Consider the following 16,713-nt stretch of genomic DNA (forward strand, 5'->3'; position numbering starts at 1 on the left):
GTTCCTTGTTAATTAATTGAAATTAACAGAATCCCAAGAGCTACTTCATATGGAATAATGGAAAAGATAAAAGCCCAGAATTTTAATTATGAAAAATAAAGAATTTAATTTATTAGAGTGGCACGATGCAACTCTAAAATGTATTAACATAGATAGAAGTAATCCTGGTTACAATGACAGTATAGAAATAGATATTGTTTGGCCTTCAGGAGGTGAAAATAAACTTATTTTTAAGGATGTTTATTCTGCAAATTTCTCTTTAAATTTTGGAGTAATTGCAGAGGAATCAATATTAGGTGCTTCTATTATTGATAACTCAAATGTAGAAATAATAAAGATTAAAGAAAAATGGAGTAAGCTTTATGACGGTATAAAGGATTTATATGGCTTTGAAATTAAAACAGCTTCAACAGCAAGTAATATCAAAATATTTGCTCTATCATTTAGTTTAGAAAATGTATAATCATTATATTTAATAGTCAACAAAGAAGATTAGTAACAAAAATATAGATATAATGGCAAGGAGCAGTATGGGAACAAAAATAATTAATACTATGAAAAAAAATTATTTAATTGTAGCTATACTTTTCTTATCCTCATTAAATGCACAAACCTTACGAAGCGATTATTGCAAATGTGAAATAAAGGGAAGTAAAATACCTGACCAATCAACCATTAACAAAATTAGTTTAACCTCGAATTATTTGGAAGGGAAGCTTCATTTGAAAATCACAAATAATTCAAAAGATACAATCTACATATTTAAAAGCTATTTTGATAATGGTATCAGCAATTCTGAGTATTTGTATCGGTATGACAAGAAGAGTAATACTGTCAATATCTCTTTTGTGCCTTTACTTCCATACTTGTCTACCAAATATTCTGATAGAATAGTTTTAAACGATAGAATTATAACAGATAATCAAGTTGTCTATGATTTTTATAAAATACTTCCCTTTAGTGAGTACTCATTTAGCATAGCTGCTTTGAATTTTAGAGAAAAAAAGGAGTTTATAAAAGACTTTGACACCTCTACATTAAATAAATTTGAAAAAATAAAGGGAATTAAAAAGAAAAAATGGATTAAAAAAAATCCATCGTTTTTTATAAATATTGCATATTATGATAATGTGGAAGTTTTATGCAATTCAGATTTATATTATCTGAAAGAATTAAAATTTAATGATGCTGCCAAAAATTTTAAAGTTATCCGTTGTGAAGTAAACTAAATTTGGGAAAATTAATTTTGCCTTTGATAAAATTCCAAATACTGTTATCGAAGTGAAAGTTCCAGAAAATATAATGAACACTGTCACACATTTCTCAGCTGATGGAATGCCTGCTGTTGCAGTACTTGCTGAACAATTACAAAATATTTATAATATTACACCATCAAATTCTAGTATTATACCTTAAAAATAAAAAACTATGTTAAAAATAAAAGCTAAAATTTATCTATATCAATACAAAGCAAGAAAAACACCATTTAATTCTGGATATAGACCTTTATTTAATTTTGAAAATGACATTAAAATTTCAGGCAATATTGAGTTAATCAATACTGATTTATTTTATCCTGGCTTGCAAGATGAAGTATTCATTACATTTATAAGTGATTCTGTAAGCAAGAATGATATAAAATTAGACACAATTTTTTCTTTTGATGAAGGTTTGAATATCCTTGGTGAGGGACAAGTAGTAGAAGTTATAAAATATCATTAAAACATAAGCTTTTCACATCTAAAAGATAATTGATTGAAAAAATAAAACTCGAGCAATTGTTCGGGTTTTTTGCTTTATAGTTCTGTTATATTTTTAGCAAAGAAGTCTTTCTGTTTCTTCTGCAACAAATATATTTTCTTCTGCAAATTTAAAAGTTAACGGAAATACTACAATGCAACATTATTAACAGAGATTATTCAGTCAGCATATGAAGCACTTAATGATGGCAGTGCTATTCTAGTACATTTACAATGGATAAATGGACTAGAAACAGCTAAATACGATAAGCAAGGCATCGGTTTAAATTATAAATTAAGCCCAGAAAAGGAAAGAAGTTCTACCAGTGGTGATTATGTAGGTGTGAGAAAAGGAAATGAATACGAAGTTACTGTAGAAATTGCAAAACAAGGATTTGGCTCTGAAAACAAATTATTTAATTTAGCTGAGGCTTTAACACATGAGTCCTATCTTCATGTTGAAGGTCAAGCTAAAGATTACTTAGACGATGAATCAGAAAATAATTCACATCTTCCCAAAGAATACAGAAAATACGGAACACATGCGGACCATTATTATATAAGTATGGAAGTTCTTAAAAACCCTAATGGAAGTATGGCAAAATCTTATAATCAAAGAGCAATGAATACATTACAAGAAATTTCAAAATCATTAAAAGTGATAACCTTTATATATATTTTCGTTTTAATCTTTTATATTATTTTATAGTACATTTTATTTAGAATTTTAAACTAACAGAAATCAACGTTATAAATGATGGTTTCTCACAAGTAGAGATTAATATGGTAAATAATGCAATATCTCATATAGTTTCCAATACTGAAAATCTTGATTTTAATAATAATGATCTATTCAATGGAAAAACATCTGCAAATTATACAGCGCCTGATGACAAACCTAATACATTTACTCAAGTTAAAGCAAATGAAGGTTTAAGACCATATTTAGGTCGTGATGAATCACCGGCATATACTTCTGGTAATAAAATAACATACAATTTATTTAGTTCGCTTTGGACACAAACAGGACAATTTACAGTAAACAATATACAAAATGCAGCTGTTCACGAAGGGAATGGACATATGATAAAAGGTATTACCTGGTCAAGGTGTAGAACATGCAGAAGCTTATAACATCCAAATGAAACATAGCACATGGAAAGGCACAACTTCAGAATGGAAAAATAAAGTTAAAGAATCACGTAAACTTATATTAAATGGGAAATTATAAACAAACAATAATCGTATTAAGTCTTATAGTTTTATGCGTAAGCTGTAACAATAAAACTCAGAATGATTTAGGGAAATCATCTATATACTCAAAACTAGAAAAAGTTATAATATCTGATTCAATGGATTTTCCAAGCATTCATTTTATTATATCCTTTAAGAATAAAAGCGATAAAAATATAATCCTATTTACAAATTCATTTTATAAAAAAGAATCTTATGAAAATGCGGGTTTAATATTATCAATAGATAATATTACGACCCCAATTGGAGCAATGTTGAAATATGACTACATAAGCGTTGATGCATCGAGTGAAATGAAAATTATATTTTCTTATTCTCCACAATACCCAAACAAATGGGTGAAAATAGATCCTAAAAAAAATACTAGACAAGAACTTTTACAAATAGTAAAAAAAATCCATCTAAAATATCATTATGATAAAGAATTAAATGACAAAGCTCTATTAGAATCGAAAAATAAACGATTCACTATTAATGAAGACTTTATAATTAATCAAAAAGAGTATGAAATTATGTATAAAAATGATATACCAATGGAAGAAGTTATAGAGCTATTAAAATAATCCCCATTAATAAAGTATAAAACTAAGAACATTAATATGGGTAGTAATTTGAAATACATATTTTAGAGAGATTATGAAAAGAATTATTAAATTTCTAATTATTGTTATGTTCTGTTTTAGTTGCACTAACACAAATAAAGAAAATAATAAAAAGACATTGGAATCATTTTTCTCAAAAACAAATTGGGAAGATTTTAATTCAAAAACCTTATCTGAAAATGAATTAAATCATTTTATTAATGATAAAATAGATTTTTTTAATAGAGAATCTTTTTTCTCTTATATAAAAAAAAACAAAATAGATTTGCCTTATGATGATTTTTATTTAATTGAAATAGAGAATCCTAATGGAGAAAGAGCTGATGCAAAAAAAATAATTGTAATAAATCATGATAATAAATTAACTTATTTAGGCTTTAAAAAATTAATTAATTGGTCTAAAATTGATTTATCTAGCAATGAAATCAACGAATATAAGTTTGAAAAATTAAAGAGTGGAACACAGAATAATAGTAATAGTTATATACTAACAACACATATAACATCAGACACTTATTAATACCCAAACTAAATTCTATAATAATAAAAACCACTTCTTAATGAAGTGGTTTTTAAAATTTATTAATATGAAAAATATAATTATATCAAGTTTTGTTTTATTATTTATTTTTTGCTTTAGTATGCACAATTTAAAAGCACAATCAAAAACAGATGTTGAAGATGTTTTTAAGATGCAGTTATTCTTAAATAAGAGAAATATAATTTTCACGAGAGGTGATAATTCTGCAATTAAAAATGATTCATTATATAAATCATTTAAAAATTTAATTAGTTTAAAAATTGATACTCTTAAAATTGACAATGATATTGAAGGCTTACAATATGATATGAATTATAAATTTTATAAAATAAAAGATTTGAATATTTCTTATAATAAAGAATTAGTTGGTCATGAAAATAGCTATATAAGTGTAGTCTGTTGGGATCCAGATTATTGTATTCTGGCTATTAATGAAAAAACTGGGGCTTCTTATCGATTAACAGGTTTTGATACAAATGATTTTCTTAGTTTTCTATCTGATTTTAAAGAGAAATACAATCATCAAAATAAGAAAAATTTAAAAACGTCAACATTTTTAAATAATTATAAAGTACAGGATCTAGATTTTAAATGTATGTATAAAGGATTAAGAAGTAAAGAAATGGACCGGAATAAATACCCTTGTCTTAGAAGATGTAATGATCCTATGGAAATAAGTTAATAACACTATTAGAGTTCATGAAATAATGATAAAAATACTTATTCTATTTACGTGTTGCTTTAGTATGCACAATCTAAATGCACAATCAAAAACTGATGTTGAAGATGTTTTTAAGATGCAGTTATTCTTAAATAAGAGAAATGTAATCATAGATAAAAAAAGTAATTCAATTATCAAAAATGATTCATTATATAATCTTTTTAAAGGTTTGATTAATCTGAAAATTGATACACTTCAAATATCTAATAAACTAGAGGGACTTCACTATGATATAAATTTTAAATTCTATAAAATCCACCAATCTACAATTAGTTATAAAAAGGAATTAATAAATCAACAATATAACTATATAGGTATTGTATGTTGGGATCCAGATTATTGTATTCTAGCAATTAATCAAAAAACGGGAGCAAGTTATAGATTAGCAGGTTTTGATACTAATGATTTTCTTAGTTTTCTATCTGATTTTAAAGAGAAATACAATCATCAAAATAAGAAAAATTTAAAAACGTCAACATTTTTAAATAATTATAAAGTACAGGATCTAGATTTTAAATGTATGTATAAAGGATTAAGAAGTAAAGAAATGGACCGGAATAAATACCCTTGTCTTAGAAGATGTAATGATCCTATGGGAATAAGTTAATAAATATTATTAGAATTCATGAAACCATGATAAAAAAAATATTTATTCTATTTATTTGCGTTCTTAGCATAAACGCTATAAATGCACAATCAAAAACTGATGTTGAAGATGTTTTTAAAATGCAGTTATTTTTGAATAAAAAAAACTCTATTTTTAGAAATATGAATCATTCTGTAATAAAAAATGATTCCTTATACAATATTTTTAAAAATTTAATTGATCTAAAAATAGATACACTTCAAGTAGAAAACAATTTAGAAGGAATTCTTTATGATATAGATTATAAATTTTATAAAGTATCTGATGCAAGAACTTCTTTCAATAGGAAATTTATTAATGATGATTTTAGATATTTAAATATCTCTTTTGGCATGGATAATTTTTTCATCCTCGCGGTTCATCAGAAAACTGGAGCGAGTTATAGATTAGCGGGGTTTGATACTAATGATTTTTTAGGTTTTTTATCTGATTTTAAGGAGAAGTATAATCATCAAAATATGAAAAACCTAAAAACGACAACATTTTTAAATAATTATAAAGTACAGGATCTAGATTTTAAATGTATGTATAAAGGATTGAGAAGTAAAGAAATAGACCGGAATAAATACCCTTGCCTTGAAAGATGTAATGATCCAGTGAGCATGCATCAATTTAGTACTAAATAAAGAATAATAAATATATAATAATATTTTAAAATTCGCTGTTGAAAATTATTCAGAGCAACAATATGTTCCTTGTTAATTAATTGAAATTAACAGAATCCCAAGAGCTACTTCATATGGAATAATGGAAAAGATAAAAGCTCAGAATTTTAATTATGAAAAATAGAATAATTATAAAAGGAAAAGAAGATGAGTTGATTTTATCTGTAACATTAAAAGATATTTTATTATGCATTGAAAATCCTATTTCATATAATTGGAAAGTATTATGGTTTGAAGGTATTGGTCAATTAGACAGAACCATTAAAGAGGTTGAAGATATTATAAATCATTCTGTTAATGGTCAATTTTATAGTTTTCAAGAATTAATAAAATTATCTAATAATTTAGAACAATTATTAGAAGTTGTAATCATTGGAGATAGGGATATTAATAAATTAATTCGTTATAATGATGATAATGAAATGTATCATAAATGTGAATATGTCATTGAATTAGTAGATTCCTCTTTTTGGGAAATTACTAGTTCAGAATTAAAATCTATTCAAATAATGAAAAATAACTTTGAAGGAGTATCTGATATTAAATAAGGTATTGTGAAAAATTATAAATGAAAGAACTCAACAATAAATTAGAAGAAATTCAAAAAAATATATGTGAAAAATATGGATTAAAATATGAATCCACTTCACTTGACCTAAAAATAGGTATTTCTTTAAGTGTAAAAGAAAATATACAGCCTATTCACGCATTAAGACACCCATCTATAAATGGTACTACTGGATGGTACATTTGGTCTGGGGAGTATTCCGAAGACAGTGGTTTTTTTAAGCCTTTACATGCTATTCATCTTGAAGAATGGTGCCCGTTAATGTTACCCTATTTAGGATTACCACCTGGCTCACGGGTATTGATTACTGAAGATGGAAATTATGTTGATGTTTGGGAAGATAATTCTTTATTGAATATTTAATTGATTTTTTATACTATCCTTGTCTAAATAAATGCTCAGACCCGCAAAAACACGCTCTTACCATACTGGATAAAAACCATTATTATCCTTTTGGATTAAAGCATTCCGCCTATAATACAGAAGAATATGAGTATTTCTCCTCAAACAATGGTGGAAGTGGTTTTATTATAATTGGGGTTGTATTAATTTATCTAGGTTTAACAAAAAAATAGTATGCGAAAAATTATATACCTAACATTTATTATAGTCTTCTTTAGTTGTAATAAAAATAATAATGAAAAGATAATTTTAACTTCTGGCCTAGGAATGGATCCTGATGCTTTGCGTTTTGGTATTGAAGTTAGGAAAGATTCTGTTTTTTACTGTGAAGAAATCCCTAATCAAAAGGGGGAATATAATTATTATAAATCTCATTTTAATTCCAATGATTTTTTAAATCTAAAAAATGAATTAGAATCATCATTTAAAGAAGAAGTAATTTTACATGATATTGTTGATGCAAAACCATACCAATTAAATTTGAATCTAAATAAAAATAATAAAACGATATTATTTCATAATTCATTTTTAAACAACAAACAAATGAAAGCTATTGATGCAATTATAGAATTAAAAAAATTAAATTTTGACTGTAGTGAATTTCATAAATTCCCAATGGAATTATTAAATGAAAAATTACCTGAGCCACCTGTACTTATTCAAAAAGATGAGAAAAAATTTGTTTTTGATAAAATATTAACAAGTAAAATGGCTGAAAAAAACTATGAATTGCCTTTGCAGTATAATAATATAATGCTTTTTGGAAAATGTAAAGACGATAAAATCGGACTAGTATATATGAGCGAATTAAGAGGTATTCATAAATTTAAATATAAAAACTTAGAATTTTCAGCTTTTTTAGAAAAAGCTCTAAATCAAGAAATTGATATCAGCTACGAAGATAAAATTGATTGTTTTGAGATTGATAAAACAGTTTCATTATTATACAAAGAAAACAGTTTTGATAAATTTTTAGATATAATCGGTGATAAAATTGACACTACTACATATAGTCTAAAAATTGATCCAAATAAAAAAGAAATTAACAGTATATTATACTTTTGTTTTTTAAACAATTATTTAGCTTCTTTTGATGATTATATTGGTTTTTTCTATATCCGAAAATCTAGTTTGCTTTACACAGAAACAAAATGAAAAAATATATCATTGAGAAAATCATCAGTATTTTTATAATACTAAGTGTAATCTCATGTACTTCTGTAAAGACTAAAACTAAACATGATTCTCAATTAATACAAATTATATTTGAAGACTATATAAAAGAGCATAAAGAATATAAGCCTGATAGAGAATTAAAGGCTGTCGAAATCTATGTGAGAAAAGAAAAATCAGATGGTCTAACAGTTTCTATCTTTGATATTCCTATTGATAATATTACCATTAAATCTGAACAAGAAAAACTGATTGGTCAATACAATAATATCTTGTTTGAAATATATGGATTAGATAATTTGGAAGACAAAAAAAAATCTTTCTTTCAAAATCCAAATTTCCATATTGATACAACTACAATGTTGATTAAAAAACTTTCAGACGAATGGGAACCGTATGTATACATACAATATGATTTTAAAAAGAACTATAAAACTATAAGATACCTCGATGGGAGAAAAATAGAACAAAAATTTAAATTTTAATTAGCTAATTAAAAAAGGAAAGGTTTAATAAGGAATTCACATTATGACAAACATTAAACTATTATTTCAATTTCTATTATAAATGTGTTTTTATTGGAGAAAAATGACACTTTAGCATTAAACCCTATTAAACAAAATTTTTATCATATCAATGGAGTATTAGATAAATCTATTTTAATAAAATATAAATCAAAAAATTATATACTTAACAAAATAGATAATACTACTAAAAGTATTGTCATTAATTATAATCCAAATGCTGAAGACAAATGAAAGTTAAAGTAATAAAATTAGAAATAAAGAATGTTGAGAAGTCTGTCATTAACTCAAAAATGGAAGGCTTTTTGAATATTGGAGATGAATATATAGTTTATGGTCTTACAATGCAAAAAAATATTATGTATGTGCAAATATATATAGATAATAAATTGATTAGTATTCCAATTGAGTTATTTGAAGTAATTGATTCTAGAGTTTCAAGATATTGGTTAGTGACCTATACGAATATTACAACACGCTTTTGGCCAAATGAATTCTATCAAGAATATTTTCACGATGATTTGTTTGAAGAGGTACCAGAGACTGTTTCTAAATTTAATGATGTAAGAAATAAAATTGAAAATGAATTTAACAATTAAAGTGGTAGTGTATCAGATTAGGTGTTTTATATATATCAACAATGTAACTAACTGAAAGAGAATATAAATTTGTAATTTTTGAATAGTAAAAGAGTCGGACATACTTTTACAAAACGTAGGGCAGAAAATACTAATCAACTGCAATTACAAGCTGAAAATAGTGGGCAAGCTCAAGGACAATGGATGAATAACTCAGCGGCAGAGCAATTAATTTTTGATAATTTAGATAATCTAAAAAATGGTGCTATAAATATTGAGATACCTAAAGGTGTTGGCAGAATAGTAAATCCAGATGGAACTTTTACGCCAGCTACACACGCCAGAGTTGTGCCAAGTGGTTCAGGAGTAAAAACAGCGTATTCTTTTAACCCTTAAAAATTAATTAAATGGAAATAGAACCTTTATTAAAACAAATATCTACAGATTTATTTTTAGAGTATGAGCGCCAAGATTGGGGAATAATCAATTCTTGTTCAGATAGGGTGGAAGAATTCATAAATTATTTTAATAAAAATAATGAATTCCCTACCAATATTCAGTTTGAGTTATTTGAATTGATTGTAGCATCTTTTAATGACCTAATATTAGAACATAAAGAAGATAACACCACAACTAATTTATTTGTGAATTTTGTTGTCAGTAACTCAAGGAAGCCATTTTTGGACATTATAGATTATTGGAAAGGAATATATAATGAAGAGGAATTTCCAGTGGCTAAATACTTCCCAGTTATCAAGTGATGTTTACCCCCTGCTGGCGCGAGCATCTTGCTCGTGAACACAAAGCGAATTGACAAAGAAAAATATAAATTTAAAAGTTAACGGAAATACGACATGACTAAATATCTTTTATTACTTATGCTTTGTGTCTCTTCGTGTAAAGAAGACAAAAATGATGACATACAAAACATCTCCGATGCCAAAATTAAAAATGGTAAATATAAATTCTATAAAAAGAATGGAGAATTAGACAAAGTATTGGAATACATAAATTTATGTGGAACACAGTACTTAAATCAAGGGTGGTATTTTAAGAATAATATGGATACATTATTTGGAAAAAGTAATTTTTATAAAATATCTGTTGAAAAAAGTATTCTTAAATCCGATGAGAATTCAAGAATAATCATAAAATATAAACCTTTTATGAAAAATTCTATTAGTGTTTTACTTTTAGGTAACAAAAATATAGACGATAATTTTTGTAATCTTGCAAAGATTCGCTTGGATACTTTATACTTTGTTGATAATAAGCTCGAATTTAATCAAAGTTTTAGAAACAAAGGCACTAAAATGATTGGAGGATATATAATTGAGTTTAAGAAAGTGCCTGAAAAAATAAACAACCATAATGTTTATGATGAAAGGAGAGTTTATTTTAAGATCCCTTTTGAGGTTAAATAGTGATGCAGATATGCCAGATAATGTATTATCAGATCAGTAGCATTTTAAATAACACTTCACAGATTAAGATAGAAATAAAAAGAGCCCGATATCGGGCTCTTTTTATTTATTCATGTTTTGCATTTCAAAGATAAAAGTATCTAGATCTACATCTAATCCTAGTAAAAACAAAGCTTTGTCTACGATGTAATCTACATTTCCGGGCGTAAACCCTAATGCTAGACTAAAACGTTTTAAGATATCATTTTGTTTAGGGCCAAGATTATTATCGGCATAAATCATCTTGGTCAAATCGTACAAACGTTCCAATCGTTGAAGGTATAAATACGGAGCATTTATAGGATATTTCAAAGGATCAACCAGAATCTCACGGTATTCCTCCACGGAGATGTCTAAACGCTGCGCCAGTTTATCCAAAAAAAGTCGCTCATCATTATTAATATGACCATCAGCCAAAGCAACACGAACTATAGCAGAGAAATGCCCTCTGTTACGTTCTTTAAAACCACTATCAAATAAATCGGAAAAAGACATAAAATTGTTTTTTAGTAGTATAAATATAAACATAAATATGCAAAAAGACTAGAGTAAACTTTAAAACAACAGAGAGAAATGATGAATTCTTAGTGAGAATCTGGATTTATTGGGGGAATAAGCAAAATAGAATAATGAAATTCAAAAATAATTGTAAATTTGATACTTTAAACCTACACCCAATGTCAGAATTCTGGATTTATTTTAATATAGGCCTGAGGCACGTTCTCGATATTAAAGCCTATGATCATGTACTATTTTTAACTGCCCTTACCGTTCCTTATGCTTTCAAAGACTGGAAGAGAGTATTACTATTAGTAAGTTTATTCACCCTTGGACATACCCTAGCCCTGGTGTTGTCTGTGTTCGGCGTAATATTTATTAAAGTAAACCTGGTAGAATTTTTAATACTAGCAACCATATTAATAACCGCAATATTTAATTTATTCACGGCAGGAAAATCATCCAAGAAAGAAAGTATTAGTGTAGCTGCATTAATTACCCTATTTTTCGGAATAATACACGGACTCGGTTTTTCCAATTATTTCAAAACAATATTAGGCGGAACAGCAACCGATAAAATAATGCCATTGTTGGAATTTGCATTAGGAATTGAAACGGCACAAATCATTGTAGTAATCATCGTTTTAATACTATCATTCATTGTGCAAAGCTTCTTTAGATTTTCGAGAAGAGACTGGATGCTAGCCATGTCAGCCTTTATTATAGGAGTAGTATTGCCTATGGTTGTAGCAAGCGAAATTTGGTAAAAGATTAACGTAGATAAATTCGTTTATAACAAAAGGCACACTACTTTAGTTTGCTGAAATTTTTTAGCTTTGAATAAAGCATGAATATAAAAAAATTAAATAAATACGATAAAGCCTATTTGCGCATTGCAAAAGAATGGGGACAACTATCCTATTGCAAACGCAAGCAAGTAGGGGCAATTATTGTAAAAGACCGCATGATTATATCAGACGGTTATAACGGAACACCATCAGGATTTGAAAACTGCTGTGAAGATGATGGAGGATATACTAAATGGTATGTACTTCATGCAGAAGCAAACGCAATACTGAAGGTTGCAAGATCAACACAATCCTGTGAAGGAGCAACACTATACATTACACTTTCACCCTGTAAAGAATGTAGTAAATTAATACACCAATCTGGAATAAAACGCGTTGTGTATCATGAGGGATACAAAGATACGTCAGGGATTGATTTTCTATTAAAAGCAGGCGTTGAAGTAGAGCATATTTCTAGTTTAGAATAACGATGAAAAACAATAAAAAATACTTACCACTAATTGTTTTTGCAGCACTTGCAATAGGAATAGTAATAGGAGGGATGCTTAATTACCCTTCTAAAGTTTCTGGTTTTGCGGGCAATACCCATAGGAACAAATTAGACCGGTTGATTGATTTTATTGAAAACGAATACGTTGACAACGTCAATACCGACTCGATCATCGACTTAACGGTAAACAATATCTTAGGACAACTCGATCCACATTCAGTATACATTGCTTCAAATGAAGTAGAAGGAATTGCCGAAAGCATGAAAGGAGACTTTGTGGGAATAGGCGTTAATTTCTATATGTACAAAGATACACTAGCCGTTATTAAACCAATTGAGGGAGGGCCATCCGAAAAAGCAGGGATTAAACCCGGCGATCGAATCCTACAAGCAGGTTCGGCTGTGCTTTATGGTAAAAAAATAACAAACGATAGCCTGTTCAATAAACTTAAAGGAGCTAAAAATTCAGAAATCGAACTTACTGTTTTTCGAAAAGAAGAAAATAAAAAGTTTAAAGTCAAAGTCAAAAGAGATGTAATTCCAATCAAGAGTGTAGATGTCGCTGTAATGCTCGATAAAGACAAAGGCTATATCAAAATCAACCGATTTGCGGAAACAACCTACAAAGAGTTTAAAACCGAATTACAAAAGCTGAAAGCTCAAGGAATAGACGAAATTGTAATCGACTTAAGAGACAATGGTGGTGGATATTTAGATCAGGCTGTGAAAATTGCAGATGACCTGTTGAAAGATAAAACACTAATTGTTTTCACTAAAAATAAAAACGGAAGAATAGATAAAACTTTTGCAAAAGACGGAGGTCTTTTTGAGACAGGAAAAGTAGCGATTCTCATTAATGAAAACAGTGCTTCTGCCAGTGAAATTTTAGCAGGTGCCATCCAAGATAATGACCGAGGAATTGTGGTAGGACGACGTTCTTTTGGTAAAGGATTAGTGCAACGCGAAATGCCATTAGGAGACGGGTCTGCTGTACGATTAACCATTGCTCGTTATTATACACCTACAGGAAGATCTATTCAAAAACCATACAGCGCTGGAACAGCAGAATATTTCAATGATTTTACACACCGATATGAGTCGGGAGAATTATATGCTGCCGATAGTATTAAAATCTCCGATACATTGCAATTTAAAACACCAAAAGGTAAAATTGTATACGGTGGCGGTGGAATCGTTCCAGATGTTTTTGTGCCACTAGAAGGAAAACACGGAGATGAATCTGTAATCTTTGTGATGAAATCTGGAATAGTGAGCTATTTTGCCTTTGAGCAATTAGAGAAAAATAGAAAAGCCTTTGAAGGGATAACATTCGATGAATTCCTTGCGAAGATGGAAAAAACAGATGCCTATTATACCAGTTTCAAAAAATACTTGAGAAGTAATGGGTTGACCTTGCCTATCGACAACAATAAAAGCTTAGTGAAAAGATACTTGACAGCAGAATTTGCCAGACAACTTTATGGGGAGAAATACTACTATCAGATTGTTTTGAAAGAAGATATTATGATTAAGAAAGTTATTGCTGAAAAAGTATAAGGCAAGAACGATTCAGGAATAACGACCTTGTTTTCCTAAGTTTAAATAATATAAAGACTAATTAATTATTTTCTGATGCTATCGTGCGCATGAGATTGAGTACCGTTATTCCATTCTGTAAGAATATCAGTTGCCACAGAAGCACCACTACCAGCAGCGATAGCCAATTGACTTCTCCATCCAGCCAAAGTACCAATTACATAAATACCTTCAGCTACTTTATGATCAACATTCGTAAGCTGTATTCTTTGTTTTTCAGGAATAGACTTCAGGTGAGGAGTTACATACTGCATTAAACCTTCAATCGCAAAACTATTAGAAGCACCAATACCTACTACAATCATTTTTGTAGAATACGATCCCTTGTTTGTGATAACGGTAAAGTGAGGGTAAGAACCTTCTACAGTCATTACTTTCTCGTCTGGAATTTGTTCGATTTGAGGATAGGTGTCCGATAAATGTTGGATGCTATCGGATAAAAGTTGAGCGCCAGTAGTTCCTGGAGCAATGCCGTAAGCATTATTAAATAAAGCATCCTGTAAGGAAGAAGCTTTTTGATGCGTGAAAATACCGATTTTTTTGTCAGCAACGAATGCTTTATTATGAGCAGATCCTAGGACTAAGGCGCAGGACATTGAAGATACTCCGCCACCGATAATTAATACATCAAACATAAACTATTGATTTTTTATTTTCTCATCAATTAATTTAGACATTCTAAAAATTAATAAGATGAAAACAGCGCAAAATGAAGCAAATATACCGATTAAAGCAACTAGACTCTCTCCTTCAAAAGGTTTGTCTAAATCCAATAAGGTAATATTAAAGACAATTAATCCTAATGCTAATGCTATTAATATGTAAGTAAAGACTTTCATGATAAAAGGGGATAGAAATTTCTGTAAATTTTGTTTGGTGTGAAATTATGGAATGTTCGCTATATGAACAAATCTTTAACGTTTGCAGCGAATAATTTAACAGCAATAGCCAATAGGACTACTCCGAAAATTTTTCGAACAACAGCCAATCCATTTTTTCCCATTTTTCGCTCAATTAAAGCCGACGACTTCAATACGATATAAACGAGAATAATATTGATTGCAATAGCAAATATGATATTGATTGTTTGAAACTCAGCACGTAATGATAATAAAGTAGTCATCGTTCCGGCTCCTGCAATAAGAGGGAAGGCAATAGGAACGATAGAAGCCGTATTTGCTTCTTCGTCACGATATAAACGAATGCCTAAAATCATTTCAAGAGCTAGAAAAAATAAAACAAATGAACCGGCAACAGCAAATGAATTTACGTCAATACCGATTAATTTTAAAATTTCTTCTCCAACAAATAAGAAAGAAATCATAATGATAGCCGCCACAATAGACGCTTTCTCAGATTGAATATGACCTACACGAGAACGTAGATCAACTATAATAGGAATACTTCCGATAATATCAATTACAGCAAAAAGAATCATCCCAGCGGTAAAAATTTCTCTCCAATCTATTCCCATATTTTCGTTTTTTTTTTGAGGCGCAAAAGTATTCTTTTTTCAAAGAATTTTAGCCAATAAATAGTTAATTTTAAGTCGCTATTTTGTCACAACTTACTCACTCTGTTATTCTTGTAAAGAATTGAGACCAAATTACTTAAAAAAATTAAAATGTAAGGTCTTTTGTAAGACTGAATTTCAGAATTATTCATTTTGGGATTTAAGCCCTTTTTATTTCGATAAATCGAAGTATCTTTGCAGCATGTTTCAATTAGGAAAAACCATAGTTTCAGAAGATATTTTAGAAAAAGAATTCGTTTGCAATCTTTCAGCTTGCAAAGGAGCATGCTGTGTTGATGGAGATGCAGGAGCGCCTTTAAACGAAGAAGAAACAAAAATATTAGCTGCGATTTATCCTAAAGTGAAACCCTTTCTAAGAAAAGAAGGAATTGAAGCTATTGAAGCTCAAGGAACTTCTATTGTTGGAACCGATGGTGATCTCGAAACACCGTTGATTGGAGGGAAAGATTGTGCATATGTAATTTTTGATAAGAAAACAGCGTTATGTGGAATCGAACAAGCCTATAATCAAGGTCTCGTAGATTGGAAAAAACCAGTTTCCTGCCATTTGTACCCGATACGAATAAAAGATTTTTCAGATTTTGCAGCGGTGAATTATGACCGTTGGGATATTTGTGATGATGCATGTTCGTTAGGAAAAGAACTAGAAGTTCCAGTGTACAAATTTGTAAAAGAAGCCTTGGTTAGAAGATTCGGGGAAGACTGGTATATGGAGCTCGAAAAAGTAGCTCAAGAAATGAAAAAATAAACAATAAAATCTGAATTATTTTGTTGTTTTTGCTGAAATAAACATCCCACGTTTTACAGTAGGTGTCGCGTTTTTTTAATTTTAATAAATTGAAAATCAGATATTTATTTTTTTCAGAAAAATACTATAAGAAAAAATACATTGTTAAAAACTCGGGGCAAT

26 protein-coding genes are annotated in these 16,713 nt (G+C 28.7%); 22 read left to right on the forward strand and 4 right to left on the reverse strand.

Features of this window, described 5'->3' with window-relative positions:
• Positions 1-88 precede the first annotated feature (88 nt).
• The 18 genes from P6733_RS12810 (at position 89) to P6733_RS12895 (ending at position 10,837) form a co-directional block, all read left to right on the forward strand.
• Positions 89-463: a hypothetical protein gene (locus tag P6733_RS12810; RefSeq protein ID WP_306353298.1), complete on the forward strand. Its 375-nt coding sequence runs from the start codon at positions 89-91 to the stop codon at positions 461-463.
• 91 nt (positions 464-554) lie between these two features.
• Complete coding sequence (locus P6733_RS12815) at positions 555-1,229, forward strand: hypothetical protein (protein WP_306353299.1); 675 nt, start codon at positions 555-557, stop codon at positions 1,227-1,229.
• Between the two features lie 199 nt (positions 1,230-1,428).
• A complete protein-coding gene (locus P6733_RS12820) occupies positions 1,429-1,722 on the forward strand; it encodes a hypothetical protein (RefSeq protein WP_306353300.1) in 294 nt (97 codons plus the stop codon).
• 360 nt (positions 1,723-2,082) lie between these two features.
• Positions 2,083-2,448, forward strand: a complete 366-nt coding sequence (locus tag P6733_RS12825; protein ID WP_306353301.1) for a glutaminase — start codon at positions 2,083-2,085, stop codon at positions 2,446-2,448.
• A gap of 74 nt (positions 2,449-2,522) precedes the next feature.
• A complete protein-coding gene (locus P6733_RS12830; protein ID WP_306353302.1) occupies positions 2,523-2,873 on the forward strand; it encodes a hypothetical protein in 351 nt (116 codons plus the stop codon).
• An 83-nt stretch (positions 2,874-2,956) separates the two neighbouring features.
• On the forward strand, positions 2,957-3,556 hold the full coding sequence (locus P6733_RS12835) for a hypothetical protein (protein ID WP_306353303.1): 600 nt from the start codon (positions 2,957-2,959) through the stop codon (positions 3,554-3,556).
• A 73-nt stretch (positions 3,557-3,629) separates the two neighbouring features.
• Entirely contained in the window at positions 3,630-4,115 is a 486-nt protein-coding gene (locus P6733_RS12840; protein WP_306353304.1) for a hypothetical protein, read from the forward strand.
• Positions 4,116-4,182: 67 nt separating this feature from the next.
• Entirely contained in the window at positions 4,183-4,818 is a 636-nt protein-coding gene (locus P6733_RS12845; RefSeq protein WP_306353305.1) for a hypothetical protein, read from the forward strand.
• Between the two features lie 25 nt (positions 4,819-4,843).
• The gene (locus P6733_RS12850; protein WP_306353306.1) at positions 4,844-5,464 is read left to right on the forward strand and encodes a hypothetical protein; all 621 of its coding nucleotides are present in this window, start codon (positions 4,844-4,846) and stop codon (positions 5,462-5,464) included.
• Positions 5,465-5,490: 26 nt separating this feature from the next.
• Positions 5,491-6,129, forward strand: coding sequence for a hypothetical protein (locus P6733_RS12855; RefSeq protein WP_306353307.1), 639 nt, complete (start codon positions 5,491-5,493; stop codon positions 6,127-6,129).
• Between the two features lie 152 nt (positions 6,130-6,281).
• On the forward strand, positions 6,282-6,716 hold the full coding sequence (locus P6733_RS12860; RefSeq protein ID WP_306353308.1) for a hypothetical protein: 435 nt from the start codon (positions 6,282-6,284) through the stop codon (positions 6,714-6,716).
• A 20-nt stretch (positions 6,717-6,736) separates the two neighbouring features.
• Positions 6,737-7,099, forward strand: coding sequence for an immunity protein Imm33 domain-containing protein (locus P6733_RS12865; RefSeq protein ID WP_306353309.1), 363 nt, complete (start codon positions 6,737-6,739; stop codon positions 7,097-7,099).
• A 213-nt stretch (positions 7,100-7,312) separates the two neighbouring features.
• A complete protein-coding gene (locus tag P6733_RS12870; RefSeq protein ID WP_306353310.1) occupies positions 7,313-8,293 on the forward strand; it encodes a hypothetical protein in 981 nt (326 codons plus the stop codon).
• Positions 8,290-8,796: a hypothetical protein gene (locus P6733_RS12875; protein ID WP_306353311.1), complete on the forward strand. Its 507-nt coding sequence runs from the start codon at positions 8,290-8,292 to the stop codon at positions 8,794-8,796. Before P6733_RS12870 ends, P6733_RS12875 begins: the two co-directional genes overlap by 4 nt.
• Positions 8,797-9,065: 269 nt before the next feature.
• A complete protein-coding gene (locus P6733_RS12880) occupies positions 9,066-9,434 on the forward strand; it encodes a hypothetical protein (RefSeq protein ID WP_306353312.1) in 369 nt (122 codons plus the stop codon).
• Positions 9,435-9,512: 78 nt separating this feature from the next.
• Entirely contained in the window at positions 9,513-9,809 is a 297-nt protein-coding gene (locus P6733_RS12885) for a hypothetical protein (protein ID WP_306353313.1), read from the forward strand.
• An 11-nt stretch (positions 9,810-9,820) separates the two neighbouring features.
• Positions 9,821-10,174, forward strand: coding sequence for a hypothetical protein (locus P6733_RS12890; protein ID WP_306353314.1), 354 nt, complete (start codon positions 9,821-9,823; stop codon positions 10,172-10,174).
• Positions 10,175-10,267: 93 nt separating this feature from the next.
• The gene (locus P6733_RS12895; protein WP_306353315.1) at positions 10,268-10,837 is read left to right on the forward strand and encodes a hypothetical protein; all 570 of its coding nucleotides are present in this window, start codon (positions 10,268-10,270) and stop codon (positions 10,835-10,837) included.
• Between the two features lie 102 nt (positions 10,838-10,939).
• Here the strand turns inward: P6733_RS12895 and P6733_RS12900 are convergent, their stop codons facing one another.
• A complete protein-coding gene (locus tag P6733_RS12900) occupies positions 10,940-11,371 on the reverse strand; it encodes a tellurite resistance TerB family protein (RefSeq protein ID WP_306353316.1) in 432 nt (143 codons plus the stop codon).
• 182 nt (positions 11,372-11,553) lie between these two features.
• Between P6733_RS12900 and P6733_RS12905 the strand changes: the two genes are divergently transcribed.
• The 3 genes from P6733_RS12905 to P6733_RS12915 all read left to right on the forward strand — a co-directional run bounded on the left by P6733_RS12905 (position 11,554) and on the right by P6733_RS12915 (position 14,230).
• Positions 11,554-12,141 carry a HupE/UreJ family protein gene (locus P6733_RS12905; protein ID WP_306353317.1) on the forward strand — a complete coding sequence of 196 codons (588 nt, stop codon included), beginning with the start codon at positions 11,554-11,556 and terminating at the stop codon, positions 12,139-12,141.
• A gap of 80 nt (positions 12,142-12,221) precedes the next feature.
• Positions 12,222-12,650 carry a deoxycytidylate deaminase gene (locus P6733_RS12910; RefSeq protein ID WP_306353318.1) on the forward strand — a complete coding sequence of 143 codons (429 nt, stop codon included), beginning with the start codon at positions 12,222-12,224 and terminating at the stop codon, positions 12,648-12,650.
• Between the two features lie 2 nt (positions 12,651-12,652).
• On the forward strand, positions 12,653-14,230 hold the full coding sequence (locus tag P6733_RS12915) for a S41 family peptidase (protein WP_306353319.1): 1,578 nt from the start codon (positions 12,653-12,655) through the stop codon (positions 14,228-14,230).
• Positions 14,231-14,295: 65 nt separating this feature from the next.
• On the opposite strand, the gene P6733_RS12920 is transcribed toward P6733_RS12915, so the two are convergent.
• Genes P6733_RS12920 through P6733_RS12930 form a run of 3 tightly spaced genes read right to left on the reverse strand, consistent with a single transcriptional unit; the run spans position 14,296 to position 15,743 of the window.
• The gene (locus P6733_RS12920; protein ID WP_306353320.1) at positions 14,296-14,904 is read right to left on the reverse strand and encodes an FAD-dependent oxidoreductase; all 609 of its coding nucleotides are present in this window, start codon (positions 14,902-14,904) and stop codon (positions 14,296-14,298) included.
• Between the two features lie 3 nt (positions 14,905-14,907).
• Positions 14,908-15,108: a hypothetical protein gene (locus P6733_RS12925; RefSeq protein ID WP_306353321.1), complete on the reverse strand. Its 201-nt coding sequence runs from the start codon at positions 15,106-15,108 to the stop codon at positions 14,908-14,910.
• A gap of 59 nt (positions 15,109-15,167) precedes the next feature.
• A complete protein-coding gene (locus tag P6733_RS12930) occupies positions 15,168-15,743 on the reverse strand; it encodes a MarC family protein (RefSeq protein ID WP_306353322.1) in 576 nt (191 codons plus the stop codon).
• Positions 15,744-15,984: 241 nt separating this feature from the next.
• On the opposite strand from P6733_RS12930, the gene P6733_RS12935 reads away from it, so the two are divergent.
• Positions 15,985-16,551, forward strand: a complete 567-nt coding sequence (locus tag P6733_RS12935; RefSeq protein WP_306353323.1) for a DUF3109 family protein — start codon at positions 15,985-15,987, stop codon at positions 16,549-16,551.
• Positions 16,552-16,713 lie beyond the last annotated feature (162 nt).

The organism is Flavobacterium aerium (assembly GCF_030766725.1).
Classification (GTDB): Bacteria; Bacteroidota; Bacteroidia; order Flavobacteriales; family Flavobacteriaceae; genus Flavobacterium; species Flavobacterium aerium.